Origin of the sequence: Streptomyces sp. NPDC102441 (assembly GCF_044765585.1) — a bacterium.
Taxonomy (GTDB): domain Bacteria; phylum Actinomycetota; class Actinomycetes; order Streptomycetales; family Streptomycetaceae; genus Streptomyces.
Genome location: NZ_JBIWKH010000010.1, coordinates 71,252 through 85,445, shown reverse-complemented (window position 1 = coordinate 85,445; position 14,194 = coordinate 71,252). Strand labels below are relative to the sequence as shown.

General features: G+C 70.8%; 13 protein-coding genes. 12 read left to right on the top strand and 1 reads right to left on the bottom strand.

The genetic code is table 11. The features are described from left to right. Window positions 1-8 precede the first annotated feature (8 nt). Window positions 9-941, top strand: a complete 933-nt coding sequence (locus ACIREO_RS22560; protein ID WP_404113067.1) for a squalene/phytoene synthase family protein — start codon at window positions 9-11, stop codon at window positions 939-941. Window positions 942-1,021: 80 nt separating this feature from the next. Here ACIREO_RS22560 and ACIREO_RS22555 read toward each other — a convergent pair whose 3' ends face one another. Beyond that, window positions 1,022-1,741 (bottom strand): helix-turn-helix domain-containing protein, encoded by a 720-nt coding sequence (locus ACIREO_RS22555; RefSeq protein ID WP_404113065.1) that lies wholly within the window; start codon window positions 1,739-1,741, stop codon window positions 1,022-1,024. Window positions 1,742-2,344: 603 nt separating this feature from the next. Here ACIREO_RS22555 and ACIREO_RS22550 point away from each other — a divergent pair. From ACIREO_RS22550 to ACIREO_RS22500, 11 genes are all read left to right on the top strand, one after another. Continuing rightward, window positions 2,345-2,659 (top strand): hypothetical protein, encoded by a 315-nt coding sequence (locus ACIREO_RS22550; RefSeq protein ID WP_404113063.1) that lies wholly within the window; start codon window positions 2,345-2,347, stop codon window positions 2,657-2,659. Window positions 2,660-2,780: 121 nt separating this feature from the next. Further along, window positions 2,781-4,691, top strand: a complete 1,911-nt coding sequence (locus ACIREO_RS22545) for a PucR family transcriptional regulator (protein ID WP_404113061.1) — start codon at window positions 2,781-2,783, stop codon at window positions 4,689-4,691. Window positions 4,692-5,845: 1,154 nt separating this feature from the next. Continuing rightward, window positions 5,846-5,971 carry a hypothetical protein gene (locus tag ACIREO_RS22540; protein WP_404113059.1) on the top strand — a complete coding sequence of 42 codons (126 nt, stop codon included), beginning with the start codon at window positions 5,846-5,848 and terminating at the stop codon, window positions 5,969-5,971. A 402-nt stretch (window positions 5,972-6,373) separates the two neighbouring features. Then, window positions 6,374-6,730, top strand: coding sequence for an SH3 domain-containing protein (locus ACIREO_RS22535; RefSeq protein ID WP_404113057.1), 357 nt, complete (start codon window positions 6,374-6,376; stop codon window positions 6,728-6,730). Between the two features lie 60 nt (window positions 6,731-6,790). Next, window positions 6,791-7,159: an SH3 domain-containing protein gene (locus ACIREO_RS22530; RefSeq protein WP_404113055.1), complete on the top strand. Its 369-nt coding sequence runs from the start codon at window positions 6,791-6,793 to the stop codon at window positions 7,157-7,159. Between the two features lie 44 nt (window positions 7,160-7,203). After that, a complete protein-coding gene (locus ACIREO_RS22525; RefSeq protein ID WP_404113053.1) occupies window positions 7,204-7,734 on the top strand; it encodes a hypothetical protein in 531 nt (176 codons plus the stop codon). 248 nt (window positions 7,735-7,982) lie between these two features. After that, complete coding sequence (locus ACIREO_RS22520; protein WP_404113051.1) at window positions 7,983-9,257, top strand: MFS transporter; 1,275 nt, start codon at window positions 7,983-7,985, stop codon at window positions 9,255-9,257. Window positions 9,258-9,279: 22 nt separating this feature from the next. Continuing rightward, entirely contained in the window at window positions 9,280-10,380 is a 1,101-nt protein-coding gene (locus ACIREO_RS22515; RefSeq protein ID WP_404113049.1) for a GNAT family N-acetyltransferase, read from the top strand. 76 nt (window positions 10,381-10,456) lie between these two features. After that, entirely contained in the window at window positions 10,457-11,728 is a 1,272-nt protein-coding gene (locus tag ACIREO_RS22510) for an acetyl-CoA carboxylase biotin carboxylase subunit family protein (protein ID WP_404113047.1), read from the top strand. 32 nt (window positions 11,729-11,760) lie between these two features. Next, window positions 11,761-12,990: a glutathione synthetase gene (locus ACIREO_RS22505; protein ID WP_404113045.1), complete on the top strand. Its 1,230-nt coding sequence runs from the start codon at window positions 11,761-11,763 to the stop codon at window positions 12,988-12,990. After that, entirely contained in the window at window positions 12,987-14,192 is a 1,206-nt protein-coding gene (locus ACIREO_RS22500) for a histidine decarboxylase (protein ID WP_404113043.1), read from the top strand. The genes ACIREO_RS22505 and ACIREO_RS22500 overlap by 4 nt, the downstream gene beginning before the upstream one ends. The last annotated feature ends 2 nt before the right edge of the window (window positions 14,193-14,194 follow it).

Here is a 14,194-nt window from a genome sequence, read left to right as displayed (position 1 = left end):
AATCCACCATGCCCACCTGGAAGAACACCCTGCGCGCAGCCGGCATCCACCGGCCCGACCTGTGCGACGACTACACCCAACAGCGGGCCCTCGTGAAGGAGTTCGCCAAGAAGGAGTACCTGGCCGTCCGCCTCCTGCTGCCCGCGGCGCTGCACCCTCCGGTCATCGCCGCGGTCGCCTTCATGCACTCCACCGACGAGCGCATCGACACCGGCGCCGTCAGCGACCGCAAACACGCCCTGACGGAATGGACCGCAGCCACTGTCGCGGCCACCGACAGCCCCCACCCCAGCGCCATCGCGACGCTCCGGACGCTCGCGGACGCCGTGCAACACCACCCCGGCCTGCGCGGGCGCATCGACACCTTCCTCAGGGGCGCGCACCTCGAAGTCGACTACACCGGCTTCGCGGCAGAGCAGGACCTGCAGAGCTACGTGGACGGCTACTCCCTGCCCGCCTTCATGCTCATGGCGGGCTTCATGACCCCCACGCACACCGGCGGCGATCGGGAATCCTTCGAAGCGGCCTGCCGCGCACTGATCGAGTCCATGCAGCGCGTCGACTTCCTTGACGACCTGGCCGAGGACGCGGCCGGCGGCGTGATCGGCATTCCCCACCAGGACCTGGCGCGCCACCAGCTCACCGTCGCCGACCTCGCCCCCGGTGCGAATGACGCCGTACGGCGCTCGCTCACAGCGCTCGCGCACGAGCAGGCGGACCTGGCGCAGGATCAGCTGAACGCCGCCGCCCGGCTTCCGCAGCTCGTCGCGCCCGCGGTGCGCCCCTTCGTCACCGCGCTGTGGCAGCTGCAGAACCTGAAGCTGTCCGCGGTCCGCAACAAGGGCGGCAACCTGGTCGACGGGGGAGCGGAGGCGCCGATGCCCGCCGTCTTGAAGATCTTGGCGTCCCAGTACAGGGCCGCGCGCCGCGTTCGCGCATAGGGCTGGTCGGCGTCCCCGGAGGCAGGGCAGACGGCGGGTCCGCGCGCCGCGCGCACAGAGGACTGTCCGGCCGGCAGCGGTCAGTTGCGGCGCCGGCGCCACATCCTGGCCGAGTGCATCACCATGTCCTTGAAGGACGTGCGTTCTTCCTCGGGGATCTTCCGCAGTTCCTCGCCGATCTCGCGGGCCTCGAGGATCTCCGAGGGCGCCGCGCGCCGCTGGGCGTCCGCTTCATCGAGAGCACTGCGGACGGCCTTCGCCAAGGCGTCGTCGCCGACCAGCGGGCTGCCACCGCGCAGGGACAGATTGGTGAGCTCGATCCCCTTGAGCTCGGCCATCAACATGACACCCTCAACCGTGCGGTCAAGCGCACTGACCAGGGCGTCACTGCCGTCACGGGAGAGCCGCCCCGCCGGAACGTCGAAGAACGTCTCGAGCTTGCTCGCCACATCGAGACCGGGTTTGCGCGTGCCTCGCAACAGGTTCTGGATGGTGGCCACGGTCACGCCGACGTACTCGGCGATCTGTCCCTGGGTGTAGCGCTTGCCGTCCTCGCGCAGCTTGGTCGGCATGAGGTGCTGAAGACGATCGGAGAAGGGCAGATTGATCTCTTCGGACGGGACGACCTCGCCGGCGAAGAGACGGCGGATGACGCTCTCGGGGAGCGCGGCCCGCTTGGCCACTTCCGGGAAGTCGATGAGCTCGTCGACCGTCATGCCCAGCTGCTCGATTTGGTCCTTGAGCGTGGCTACCTTGTCGGCAACATCGTTCACCCCGCCAGTGGCGCCGGACGTTTCCATGGACGGGCGGTCTCCTGCTTCGTTGCTCGAAAATGCCGTGATCTTGGCGTCAGCACCTTAACCCCGCCGACAGCACTTCACACGACGAAGCCCAGCTTTTGTAGGCCCATCGGCGTTGCGTGGACCACAATACTAACAATTGTTGACATGATCTCTCGTGTGCAGCATGATCGCTGTCCGTGGCCGAACTGTCCACTCCGGTCCACGGGGCGTCAACGTCGGTGACGCGCTGACACGGCGCGCCACCGGCTGACGACACGTGGCACGCCGGACCTGGTGGCTGTCGGGTCAGAGAACGAGATCGGTAAGGCGGATCAAATCCGCCGTGAACGGGCAAGGGGAGCCGCGACCACATGGCTGCACACACGGGGAGCGAACGCTGCTGCGGAAGCGGTGGCAGCATCACACGAGCCATCGCGAACCTCCCTTGCTGTCGGGCCGGTAGGGCCTGTGGAAACCCTCTCCCCAGACGCGTCCGGCACACGGCCCCACGAGTGGCTGGCTGAAATGCGGCGCGTGCACTAGTTCGAGCAACATCTGCTGAGGCCACCGGGTTCGCGCGCGGACTGGAGGAGTGCCTCGGGCACGGGGAAGGGGAACACCATGCGCCGTTCTGTAGTCATCGCGCACCGCGACGCGGGGGACACCATCCCGGCAGGCCGGGCTTTCACAGGGGGCGAGGAGCCCCGCGGTCGCGTCGATACCTCCACCCCGGCCGCCGGAGTCACTCAAAGCGAGTCCTTGATGCGCGGGGGACCGAGGCCGTCCGGGGGTAGGAGCGACGCTCTCGTCGAGCACGCCCCGCCCGGCCGCAGCGCCGGCCCGGGGGGCGTCGCCGCAGCCGTCGGCTCGCTCGCCCTCTCACGCAGCACCGGTGCGGCCATCCCCGTCGGCGGTGGAGCGGACGTGGGCCTCTAATCCTCCCGCGGACAGACAGTGCCGGGCTCCCGCCCCTGGCAGCCGCAACCGAAGGATCCCCACCACTTCACAGTCTCGCCAGAACCGGCCCGGAGCTTCGGGCCCGCAACGAGGAGAGCACATGCCGACCCTTGGCTCGGTGCCCACCGACCAGCCTGAACTCGAACTCACGTTCGCTTGGCCGCGGAACAGTGCACCCCACCACGCGAAGAAGCTCAGCGGAGTGACCATTCTTCCCCTTGAAGCGCTGCTGGAGAGCGGTCCGCCGCGCACCCTCCCCGCAGGCGCCATGGTCATGGTCACCGGCCAGATGCCCTTCCGGATCCGCGGCCGCATCGCGGTCGCCATGGAAGGACTCCTGCAGCAGATGGCTCTCGACGAGTGCACCGGCCTCGTCGTCTGCGTCGCGCAGGGAGTGCACCAGCCCTTCCCGCAGTCGATCCGGGACATGTCCGACCAGATCGACATTCCGCTGCTGATCACCCACGCACCCGTGGCGCCGTGGGCAGATTTGCACGCCAGCATCCAGAAGCGCCGGCTCGTGGCCGCCGAACGCCGGGCCGCCCAATTCAACGCCCTCGTCCAGCAGATGCCCGCGCAGCTCGCCGACCCCAAGGCCATGCAGCGCATCGCGGACTGGCTCGCCCGCGCACTCGACGTGCAGGTACTGGTCAGCGAGCCGGAACGGGTCCTGGCCGCCTCGCCTCCCACCGCCGCCGAGCACCTGGTACAGGCGATCGTCCGCCAGTCGGTGGAGAGCGGCATCTCCGAGAACCCCTCCAGCCCCCACACCCAGCTGATCTCCCTGGCACCCTCCGCCGGTGCCGACACCTTCCTGGCTGTCGCCCGCCGTACCCCTTTCGAGGAATCCGACCTGCGCCTGCTGCGGCACGCCGCCAAGCTCCTTGGCCTCGTCGACCAGGCGCGCCGCGAGTACCGTGTCGCCGCCGAGGCCTCCCACGCGGTCCGCACCGCGGCGGTCGAACTGCTTCTGGACGGCGAGGTGGACAAGGCGCGCAGGGTGATGGCGAATCTGGCGCCCGGGCTGCTTGAGCCCGACACCGCCCGGCTCTTCGTCGTCGAGACCGAGCCTGCCCGCCGGGCCGTTGCCGTGCGGTACTGCGAGACGGCCACCGCCGGCCACGCCCTGGTGATCGCCGATCCGCGGGAAACCAGCCGGATCCTCATCATCCAGCCGGTCCGTCCGGGCGAGTCCGAAGAAAGCGTCGCCGTCGAGCTGGTCCGCCTGGTCGCCGCCCCCGGCCCGGTCTCCTCGCTGGGCGGCAGCGGCGTCTACTCCATGTCGCTGCTCGCCGAGGCCCTGCACGAGGCGGGCACCGCACAGCGTTTCGCCCTTTACCAGCCCGACTACGTTGCCCTGTCCGCCCAGGACACGGACCTGGTCGGCCTGCTCTCACAGCACGAAGCGCAGCGCTGGGCCCGTCACCTTCTCGGGCCGCTCATGCAAGACGACGCACAGTGGGAACAGCTTCGCGAGACTCTGCCCACCGCCCTCGCCTACCCCTATACGGTGGCCGCTCGCCGCCTCGCACTGCACCGCAACACCGTGACCCGCCGAGTGGCGCGGGCCGCAGAACTGCTCGGCATGGACTTCACGGTCATCGGCGACCGCATAGCCGTCGGTCTTGCGCTCGAGCTCGTCACCCACCGGGAGCTGTCCGAGCTCCCCGCCGTCCGCCTTGGCGAGGCGCCCACGCTCAGGACGCTGCTCGATGCTCCGCAGATCCACGCCTGGGCCGACACCCTGCTGCGCCCTGCCCGCGACGACCGCCGGGACCTGCTCACCACGGCAACGGCCTGGCTCACCTTCGACGCGCACCTTGAACCGACCGCCCGCGCGCTCGGGTTTTCCGAGGTCACAGTCCGTTCCCACATCAGGGCGCTGGAAGTCCACACGTCCCGCGACCTCTCGTCCCTGAGCGGCATGCGCGACCTGCAGTTCGCCCTGCGCATCATCACGGGCGAGCCCAACATCACGGACGGCGGTCGCGTGCTGTGCGCGGCCGCCTGAGCCGGGCTGCGGCGGCCGCATCACCGAAGCACCCGCCGGTGCGCGCTGGATCCGCCCGACTCGGCGGCCCTCTCCAGCCTGCCCAGGCGGAAGGCGACCAGACGGTGCAGGCTTCTGGCGCGAACTCGACCGCGAACCGGCACCAGTTGGCGTACGCGACACGGTCACTCGGGAGCCGAAGCGCACCCCTCCGGCGAATCGGAGCTGCGCGGGAGCGGAGTCCGGCAGCGTGGGTGTACGCGGACCGCTCCGGCCGGATGGGCAATGTACCCGCCGGGCGCGCGGCTGGGCCCCGAGAACGCCGTAGGCCCGCGCAGGCCCAACTTTCCCTGCTGAAAGCCCTGTTCCGGCGCGACGAGGAACAGGGCTTTCGTCGTTGGGCGCGTAGCGGGCTGTGATTCCGCCACTTCGCTGTGCTCGCACGTGCACCGGGCCGGAGCAGCGGGAAGCCAGGCCGCGTGTGCCCCGCGCCAGCAATGTCCGCAACGTCAACTTTCCTGTAAATCGCGGAGGTTGGGGGGATCTGACGGCATGGCTGTCCAGGAACGTTTTTCCGCCAATGGTTGGACCATTGTGCAGTCCCGCTTTGTCACCGCTGGGGATTGTGCACCTTATGACCACGACCGCCGCTCATGGTGCACAACCTATAGGTCGTACTGGTCAGATGGTGCATGTGCTTAATGGTGGTGCTATCTGCATATGCCTAGTGTTGCCAGTGCAAGCCCAGCCAGACCCCGCTCGCCGAGGTCGAGCAGGCGAGACACCGCATACCAGGCAGCCGCCCCGCACACGGGGCAGTGCCGTCGGGCAGCGGGCTCGGAGAACGGGGAGCGACGGCGTCTGCGGCGAGCAGGCGCGGTGCGCGCGGCGGAGAGACCGCCGTGAGCACCAGGAGGCGGGGGTCGGGGGAGTGGTTGTCGCCACCCACCCAACACCCGCACTCGCCAGTGCATGACCAGGCCCTTGTACCGGGCCTGTGCAAAACGACTCTCAGCAGAGTCACCACCAGCAGATCTGAGGAACTACTGGGGCCTTCCACCGGCGTGTTTCCGCACGCCGGCGGAGCCCAGGATAGACCAGCGCGCCCCGCTGCAACAGCGCGGCCTCCGGCCTCTCCTGGCACCAAGGCCCCCCGAGCCAGCGGGGCGGACAGCATGATCACCAGGCACACGTACAACCAGCCGGCACCGCGCATCGCCGTGACGGCGCATGGCGGCCGACGCTCCCGAGCGGAGCGAGGCCGCATCCAGGAACTCGGCGCAGCCGAGCTCGGCGGGTAGCTCCCGCCGACGCCCGACGGCGCGTCCGAGCCGCTCACGGATTACCAGATCCGTGACTGGCCTCCGCCCGGGGAAGATCTGCTTCCCCTGAGCGAATGCCGCGCGGCAGGAGTGAGGCGGCCTCCCAGCAGCCGCTCCTGCCGCGCGCAGCACCTGACGTCCGTCGCTCAGCGCCCACGCCTGTGCCCGGCGCGCACTCCTCGCAGTGGCCACTGCTTCCACCGCAGCTGCGCACCGGCCCATGCCCGCACCGAGCCCCGACCGTGCCACGGCCGCCCCGCGACCGCGCACGCCACTCGTGCACCCGCCGCTGGCCGAACAGCCGCTCATCCTCCGCGCCACGGGGCGCCCTCGCACCCCGTCGGCGGCTTCCTGCTCACTCCAGCTCCCGTAAGGACACTCATGCAGCTACGAGCCCCCGCCCGCCTGGCCGCCTCCGCAGCACTCGCGCTCTCCGTGACGGCCGGTGTCGCCGTGACCACGGCCCCGGCAGCCAGCGCGGCCCAGATGCCGTGCAAGGCGCGCGTCTACTACGAGGTCTACCAGGCGAACGGCGTGAATTTCAGAACAGGCCCGTCGACCGGATACGCGTCCAAGGGCTCGCTCTACAAGCACGACTGGGGCAAGAAGATCGCCACGAAGAGCGGCTGGATCAAGCTGCAGCTCGGCCAGAAGTCGCGCAGCGGTCTCGCCAAGGGCTCCACCGGCTGGATCGCCTCGAAGTACCTCAGCGACTGCGTGCCCATGCAGCTCGACTGACGGGCGCTCTCCCGCCCCTCGCGTCCGCACCGTTGCCGCCCTCCTGACGAAGGACACCCCTTGAAGCTTCTTGCCCGTACTCCCGCCCGGCTGATCGCCTCCGCCGCCGTCGCCCTGTCCGCGACCGCCGGTCTCGCGGTGGTCACCGCACCGGCCGCACACGCAGTCGGCGAGAACAGCAAGTGCACCGTGAACTGGTCCCACGGCGAGTCCGGCACGGTGTCGAAGAACGGCTGGAACCTGCGCACCGGGCCCTCGTCCTCCGGCTACGTCAGCCGCGGCCTCCTCTACCGCGGAGACACCGTCAAGTTGCTGTGCAGCCGCGGCAACTGGGACTACACCGAGCTTTCCAAGCGCTCGAAGTCCGGGATCGCCAAGGGCACCCGCGGCTGGGTGCGCAGCGACGGCCTCTACCAGCTGGGCGGCTGACCGGCCCGGCCCGCCGACCCAACCGTTTCCTCCGGAGGACCCACATGCCCGCGCTCAAGCGCACCGCCGTCACCCTGCTCGCCACCGCCGCTGTCACCGGCGCCACGCTCGCCACCGCCACCACGGCCTCCGCTGCGAGCTACCACTGCAAGACCAGCAGCGCCTCCGTCGACAACCCGGCCTACTCCGGGCCGTGGGCGGACAACTACAACTTCGACGTCAAGCTCTGTGCCAAGCGTTCCGGCGGGTACATCTACACCTACGCCAGGGTCGACTTCGAGGGGCCCGTCTCGTACGTCAACATGGTCGACACCCTCGACGGCGCCCGCTTTCACCTCCAGACCAAGAAGTCGGCCTCCGGCACCGACCCCGTCGTGAAGTCGGCGAACTACACCGGGATCGAGTACAAGCTCGAGCACGGCAACACGGCCGGCAACGGGAGCTACACGACCGGGACGATCAAGTACAAGGCCGGCTCGGGCCGCTACCTCGCCGACGGCTACATCCAGCTGGACTGGAACCGCGACGGCAAGGGCTACCGCAACACGCACTTCAGCGCCTCCCCAGCCGTGTAGAGACGCCCAACTCCCCGGCCTGAGCACGCTCTTCGCGCCCGGCCGGCACCAGGCGCAGCCAGGCCCCCTCGCTTCCATCCCCCGGGGGCGATCCCCCGTGCCCTCCGGCACGGGCGCGGGGCCGGCTGCTCAGTGGGGGCGTCGCCCGCCCATGGCGACGCCCCCACCAACCCCCGTCCGGCGCCCGAACCAGCTGACGCCGGCCGCCCCACCAGGAACGTCTCGCATCCGCCTTCCCTGGAGCGTCTGTGTCAGCCACCACCGCGCCCGCCCCCACCACCACCGCACCACAGGCTTCACCAGGCCGGTTTCCGCCCGCGATCTGGGCGCTGCTGTTCACCACCTTGATAGCGCGCGCCTTCGGATTCGCTTATCCGTTCCTCAGCTATCACCTCAAGCACCTGGGCTACACCACCCAGAGCGTCGGCCAGGCCCTCGCCGTGTTCGGGGTCGGCTGGCTCATCGGCCAGCTGATCACCGGATGGGCGGCCGATCGCCTCGGCCGCCGTCGCACCCTCGTCATCGCCATGCTCGCCTCCGCCGTCTGCCTTCCTCTGATGGCGCAGGCACAGGCGTTCTGGGCGGTGTGCGCGGGGGCGATGATCGCCGGCATCCTCTACGACGCTCCCCGGCCCGTCGTCTCCGCGGGGATCGCCGATCTCATCACCGACGACGGTCAGCGGGCTGCCGTCAACGGCTGGCGTCACGGTGCGGTGAACATCGGCGCGGCCATCACCGGAGCCGCAGGCGGCCTCCTGGCCGGTCTGCTCGGCTTCACGGCCCTGTTCTACTTCAACGCCGCCGCCTGCGCCGGCTGCGCGCTCATCGCCCGCCGCTACCTGGACAGCGACGCTCCCAAGTCAGCACGCACCAAGGGGCCGGCCACACGCACCCCGCTCGGTTCCGCGATACGCGATGGACGGCTGTGGCTGCTCTGGGCCGCCAGTGTCGCCGGCCTGACCTGCGCCGCCGGGATGTTCACCGCGCTGCCCATGCTGATGGAGAACGACGGGCTGTCCGCGGACGCCTACGGGTGGTCGCAGGTCGCCAACGCCGGCGCCGTCGTGGCGCTCACCCCGCTCCTCAACCCCTGGCTGCGCCGCCGTTGCAACGGCCCGCAACCCACCGTCGGACTCCTGGCCCTCGGTGCTCTCCTGCTGGGGGCCGGCATGGGCGGCGCCGGACTCGCCGACACCACGCTCGGCTACAGCATCGCCGTCGCGGCAGCCGTCCCCGGCGAGATCGTCTTCTTCATCGCCGCCAACGACATCGTCACCAAGATCTCTCCGCTCGACGCCCGCGGCCTGTACGCCGGGATCTGGGGAACGAGCCTCGCCCTCGGAGTGATCATCGCCCCGGTCCTCGCGGCGGCCTGTCTGACCTCGGGCGGCGGCGGCCTTGCCGCGCTCAGCACGCTCACGGTCGGTGCGCTGGGGGCCCTCCTGTGCCTGCCCCTCGTCGGGCTCACCCACCGCCGTCCGAACCTCACCGCCCGCAGCATTCCGGCGCCCGCCGCGTCCTGACCGCCGAACCGGAGACCCACCCATGACCTTGATGACCCTGCGCCCCAACGTCCGCACCGTGACCAGCTCCTGGCACTCCTCGGTGGCCGCGCTTCCCGCCGAGCGCCGCCCGGCCACCCCTTTCCACAGCCGCGAGTGGGCCGCCGTATGGCAGTCGGTACGCACCGAACAGGTCCGCGGCCGCCACCACCTCTTCCTCCAGGACGGCCCGCGTCAGCACCGGCTGTCCTTCTACCAGATCAACCACAGCCCCCTGTGGCGCGCCATGGAAGGAGACGCCGGCGTCAAGCAGCCCACCTTCGACGCCGACGTCCTGTACGGGCCGTCGATCTACAGCGAGTACGGCGGCCTGCCCGGTGCGACCGTGCCGGTCCTGGCCGAAGCCGTTGACCGCGGCCGTGCACTCGCCCGTCAGCTCGGCACCGAAGCCCTGGTCATCGCGAACGTCCCGCCCGCCGAGCGCACCCTGTGGCGCGAAGCCCGCACACCCGACGCCGAAGTCGTCCTGTCCTGGGCGCACCGTGCCCGCGTAGGGGGATCCGTCGATGAGTTCATCGCCAGCTTCCCCTCCAGCCAGATCGGGCGTGAATTCCGCGAGCAGCACCGCCGCGGCACCGAAGCCGGCCTCACCCTCAAGATCGCCCGTGGCACCGACCTCCTGCCCCACCTGCCGGAGTTCGCCGCCCAGGCCCGCGCCACCAGCGAACTGCACGGACCCGCCCTGTACGGAACCGACATGCTCGCCCCGCTGACCCGCGTACCCGGGGCCGTCGCACTGCTCGCCGAACACAGCGACGGCACCCTCGCCGGAGGCTTCCTCTGCTTCCGCTACGGCTCGGCGCTCTACCTGTGGGCCACGGCCGTCGACCAGTCCCGCCCCGAGGCCCTGCACACCTACGACTGGCTGATGTACGAGATCGCCAAGTACGCCGTAGCCACCGGCGCGAACGTCCTGGACACCGGCCGCGGCAACTACGCCTACAAGGCACGCCTGGGGATGCTCCCCGTCGCGCTCACCTCCGCGGTCTACCTCACGCACCCCAACCCGCACCTGATCAGCCGCCTCGGCGCCCTGCACTGCGGCCTCAACCAGCACGTACTGCGCGCCTGGAACAAGGCCTGAACACCCGCCCCGTCCGCCACCTCGCGCCGAGCAGCCACTGCCGTCCCCCGCACACCCACGCATGTCAGGACATCACGTGCCCAACGCATCGCACTCCCCCAGGTCACCACTGCTCGTCATCCTGGGCGCCGGCAGCCGCACCTGGCGCGGATACGGACTGCAGCACATCGCCGCCCGCCACCCCGTCGCACTCCTGGATGAAAAGCCGCCCGCCTGGGCCGAGGACCACGTCGTCCTCTCCCGCACCGTCGATCTGACGGACGGACAGGCCGTCACCGAGGCGGTCGAGACACTCGCCGCCGACCGCGAAGTCGCCGGAGTGCTCACCTACATGGAGAACCACGTCGTGCTCGCCGCCCGCGTCGCGGAGCACTTCGGGCTGCCCGGCACCACCCCGGCATCCGTGGAAGCCTGCCGCGACAAGTACCTCAGCCGCTCCCTGCTCGCTGCCGCCGGTGTCCCCTCCGCCCGTTCCTACCTCGTGGCGGACGTGGAAACCGCCGTCGAATACGCCGTGCTGCTGGGCGGCCCGGTCGTCCTCAAGCCGCGCTCCCTGGCCGGCAGCGCCGGGGTCCAGCGCGCAGACACTCCCGACCAGGTCCGCAGCGCCTTCCAGGCGGCCAGGGGTGCAGGCCTGTTCGGCCTGGAGCGCGCGGGCACGTCCGGCGTGCTGATCGAGGAGTACCTGGAGGGCCCCGAGGTCAGCGTCGAGTGCGTGGTCCTGGGCCACGGCACCGTCCACATCGCCGCAATCACCCGCAAGTACCTCGGCGACGAACCCTTCTTCCAGGAGACCGGTCACCTCGTCGACGCCACCGACCCCCTCCTGGCCGACCCCCAGATCCGTGACGTCGCCCAGGCGGCCCTGGCCGCCGCCGGCATCTCCAGCGGCGTCATGCACGTAGAAATGCGCCTCACCCGCGAAGGCCCGCGCATTGTCGAGCTCAACGCCCGGCTCGGCGGCGACCTCATCCCGCACCTGGTCCTCCTGGCCACCGGGCTCAACCTGCCGCAGATCGCCGCCGACCTGGCCGTCGGCGCAGACCCCGAGCTGGTCCCCAGCCACAGCCAGAGCGCCGCCATCCGCTTCCTCTTCCCCGACGTCACCGGTCACGTCACGGCCGTGCACACCGGCGTCTTCGCCTCCTGGCTCGACCGCTTCGAGTGGACAGCCGCACCGGGCAGCCACGTCACCGCACCACCGCGGGCCACCCTCCTGGACCGCACGGCGCTCGCCGTCGTGACCGGCCCCGGCCCCGACATCTGCCACCACCGGCTGCAACAGGTCGAGCAGCGCAGCGGCATCCACATCCAGCCCGACGCCACCACCAACGCCTGCGTCGCCTGACCCACCCGATCACCTTCCGGGAGTACCGCACCATGGCCCTCGCCGCCCCCGCCCCCGCGGCGGCCCCGCCCGCGCACCGAAGCGGCATGGCCGCCGTCGTCGCACCGGCCGACGCCGGCGACCTCTACCTGCCCGCGCTGGCCCGGCACGGCTGGACCTCAGTGGCGGTCACCACCCCCACCGCCCACCAGATCGCAGACGGCTACCTCCGGCACGTCACCCACCGCGGGGGCCTGCGACGCACCGCCGCCCACCTCACCAGCCTCGGCGTCCAGGCCGTCATCGCAGGATCACCGGCCGGCGCCGAACTCGCCGACCGGCTCGCCGGTCGCCTCCACCTCCCCGGCAACGCCCCCGAGACCGCCGGAATCCGCCGCGACACCGGATTCACCGGCGCCGCGCTCCTCGACGCGGGCATCACCGCCCCACGCAGCATCCGCACCACACGCCTGTCCGACGCCCTGAACTGGGCCGCCTTCACCCAGGTGAACGCACTCCTCCTCCAGCACCCGGACCCCGCCCACCAGCACTCCGGCTACTTCTGCCGCACCGCTGACGACATCACCCACGCCTGGCACCGACTCCAGCGCTCCAGCAGCCAGCCGCTCGTGCTGCGCGAACACCTCACCGGCACCCAGTACCGCATCCACACCCTGACCGGGCCCGGCCCCGACGGCAGCACCGACCACACCATCAGCTCGATCTGGTCCGAGGTCCGCACCCCCGGCCAACAGGTGTGCCGCGCCGACCTGCTGAGCCGACGAGGACTGCTGGCCCGCGCCCTCGCCCTCTACACCATGCGCGCCCTCACGGCCCTCGGGGTGCGCTACGGCCCCGCCCACGCCACGGTCACCTTCATCCCCGACCGCGGACCGGCCCTGCTGTCACTGCGCACCGACCCCCACGCCGACTTCGCCTCCGACGTGCTGCGCCGGGCCACCGGCCACGACCCCATCCGCGACACCGCGCTGCTGCTGACGACCGGCCGACGCTACGAGAGCTGCCCGCAGCGGCAGGCCCACGTCACGAAGGTCGCGCTGCTGCCCCAGCACGACGGCGCCCTGGACTCCGCCCTGCTGCGCACCATCACCACCCTGCCGACCGTGGCCGTCACCACCGAACTGCACGCCGGCGCCCCCGTGCGCGCGGGCCAGATCGCCGGATGGCTCCTCCTGGTCGCCGACGACAGCCGCGCCATCAACCAGGACCACCACGTGATCCGAGCCGCCGAGAACCTCGGCCTGTACGGGAGCCCCGCATGACACCACCGCCCCGGACCCACCCCCCGGCACCGGACACCGTGCCGCAGGCGCCCGAGCTGCACATCGGAGATGCTCCCGCAGACCAGGCCGCGGACACCGCCCAGCTGCTGGACCTCGCCGACGCCCTGCGCAGGGAAGCCCCCCGCGTCCTCGGCTTCCCCGGAAACCTGGCCTTCGACTTCGCTGACCTCGGCCCGGCCCTGTCCGTCCTGATCAACAACGTCGGCGACCCGACCAGCAGCGACGCGAGCGACGTCCACACCAAGGCCCACGAACAAGCGGTGGTGCGCTTCCTGGCGCAAACCGCCGGCGCCGATGCCGACGACATCTACGGCTACGTCACCACCGGCGGGACCGAGGGCATCCTCTTCGGCCTGGCCACCGCGCGCCGCCATCTTCCCCATGCCCACGTCTACGCCTCCGACCAGGCGCACTACAGCGTGGCCAAGGCCGCAGACCTCCTTGGGCTCACCCTGGTCACGCTGCCCAGCAACGAGGACGGCACCCTGGACCCCGAGTCGCTGAAGGTCGCCTCCTTCTTCCACCGCCGCGTACGCCCGTACGGCGGCCGCGGCCCGGGCGCCATCATCGTGGCCACCATCGGCACCACCATGCGCGGCGCCTACGACGACGTCACCGAGCTCCGCAAATGGGCCGGATCGGCCGGAGACGTCTATGTCCACGCCGACGCCGCCTCCGGCGGACCCATCGCCGCACACGCACCCTCCGCTCCGCGGTGGAACTTCGCCCACGGGGCCGACTCGATCTCCATCAGCGGCCACAAAATCATCGGCGCACCCGTGCCCTGCGGCGTCGTGCTCGCCCGCAAGGACCTCGTCGGCGAGCCGACCATCGCGAGCGAGTACACGAAGGCCTCCGCACGGACACTGGGCTGCTCCCGCAGCGGCCTCGCCGCCCTGCTGCTCTGGTCCGCGCTGCGCCGTCAGGGCCACACCGGACTGCGCGCCCACATCCTGCGCTGCCTGGAAACCGCCCAGTACGCCGTCGACCAGCTCACCCAGGCCGGCGTCCGGCCCACACGCACCACCGACTCCCTCACCGTCTGCTTCGAACGCCCCGCCGAGTGGGTCGTCCGCAAGTGGCACCTCGCGTGCGAGGGCGACACCGCCCACCTGATCACCGTCGGCCACGTCACGCGCACGGCCATCGACGAGCTCTGCCGCGACCTGCGCACGCCCTGACC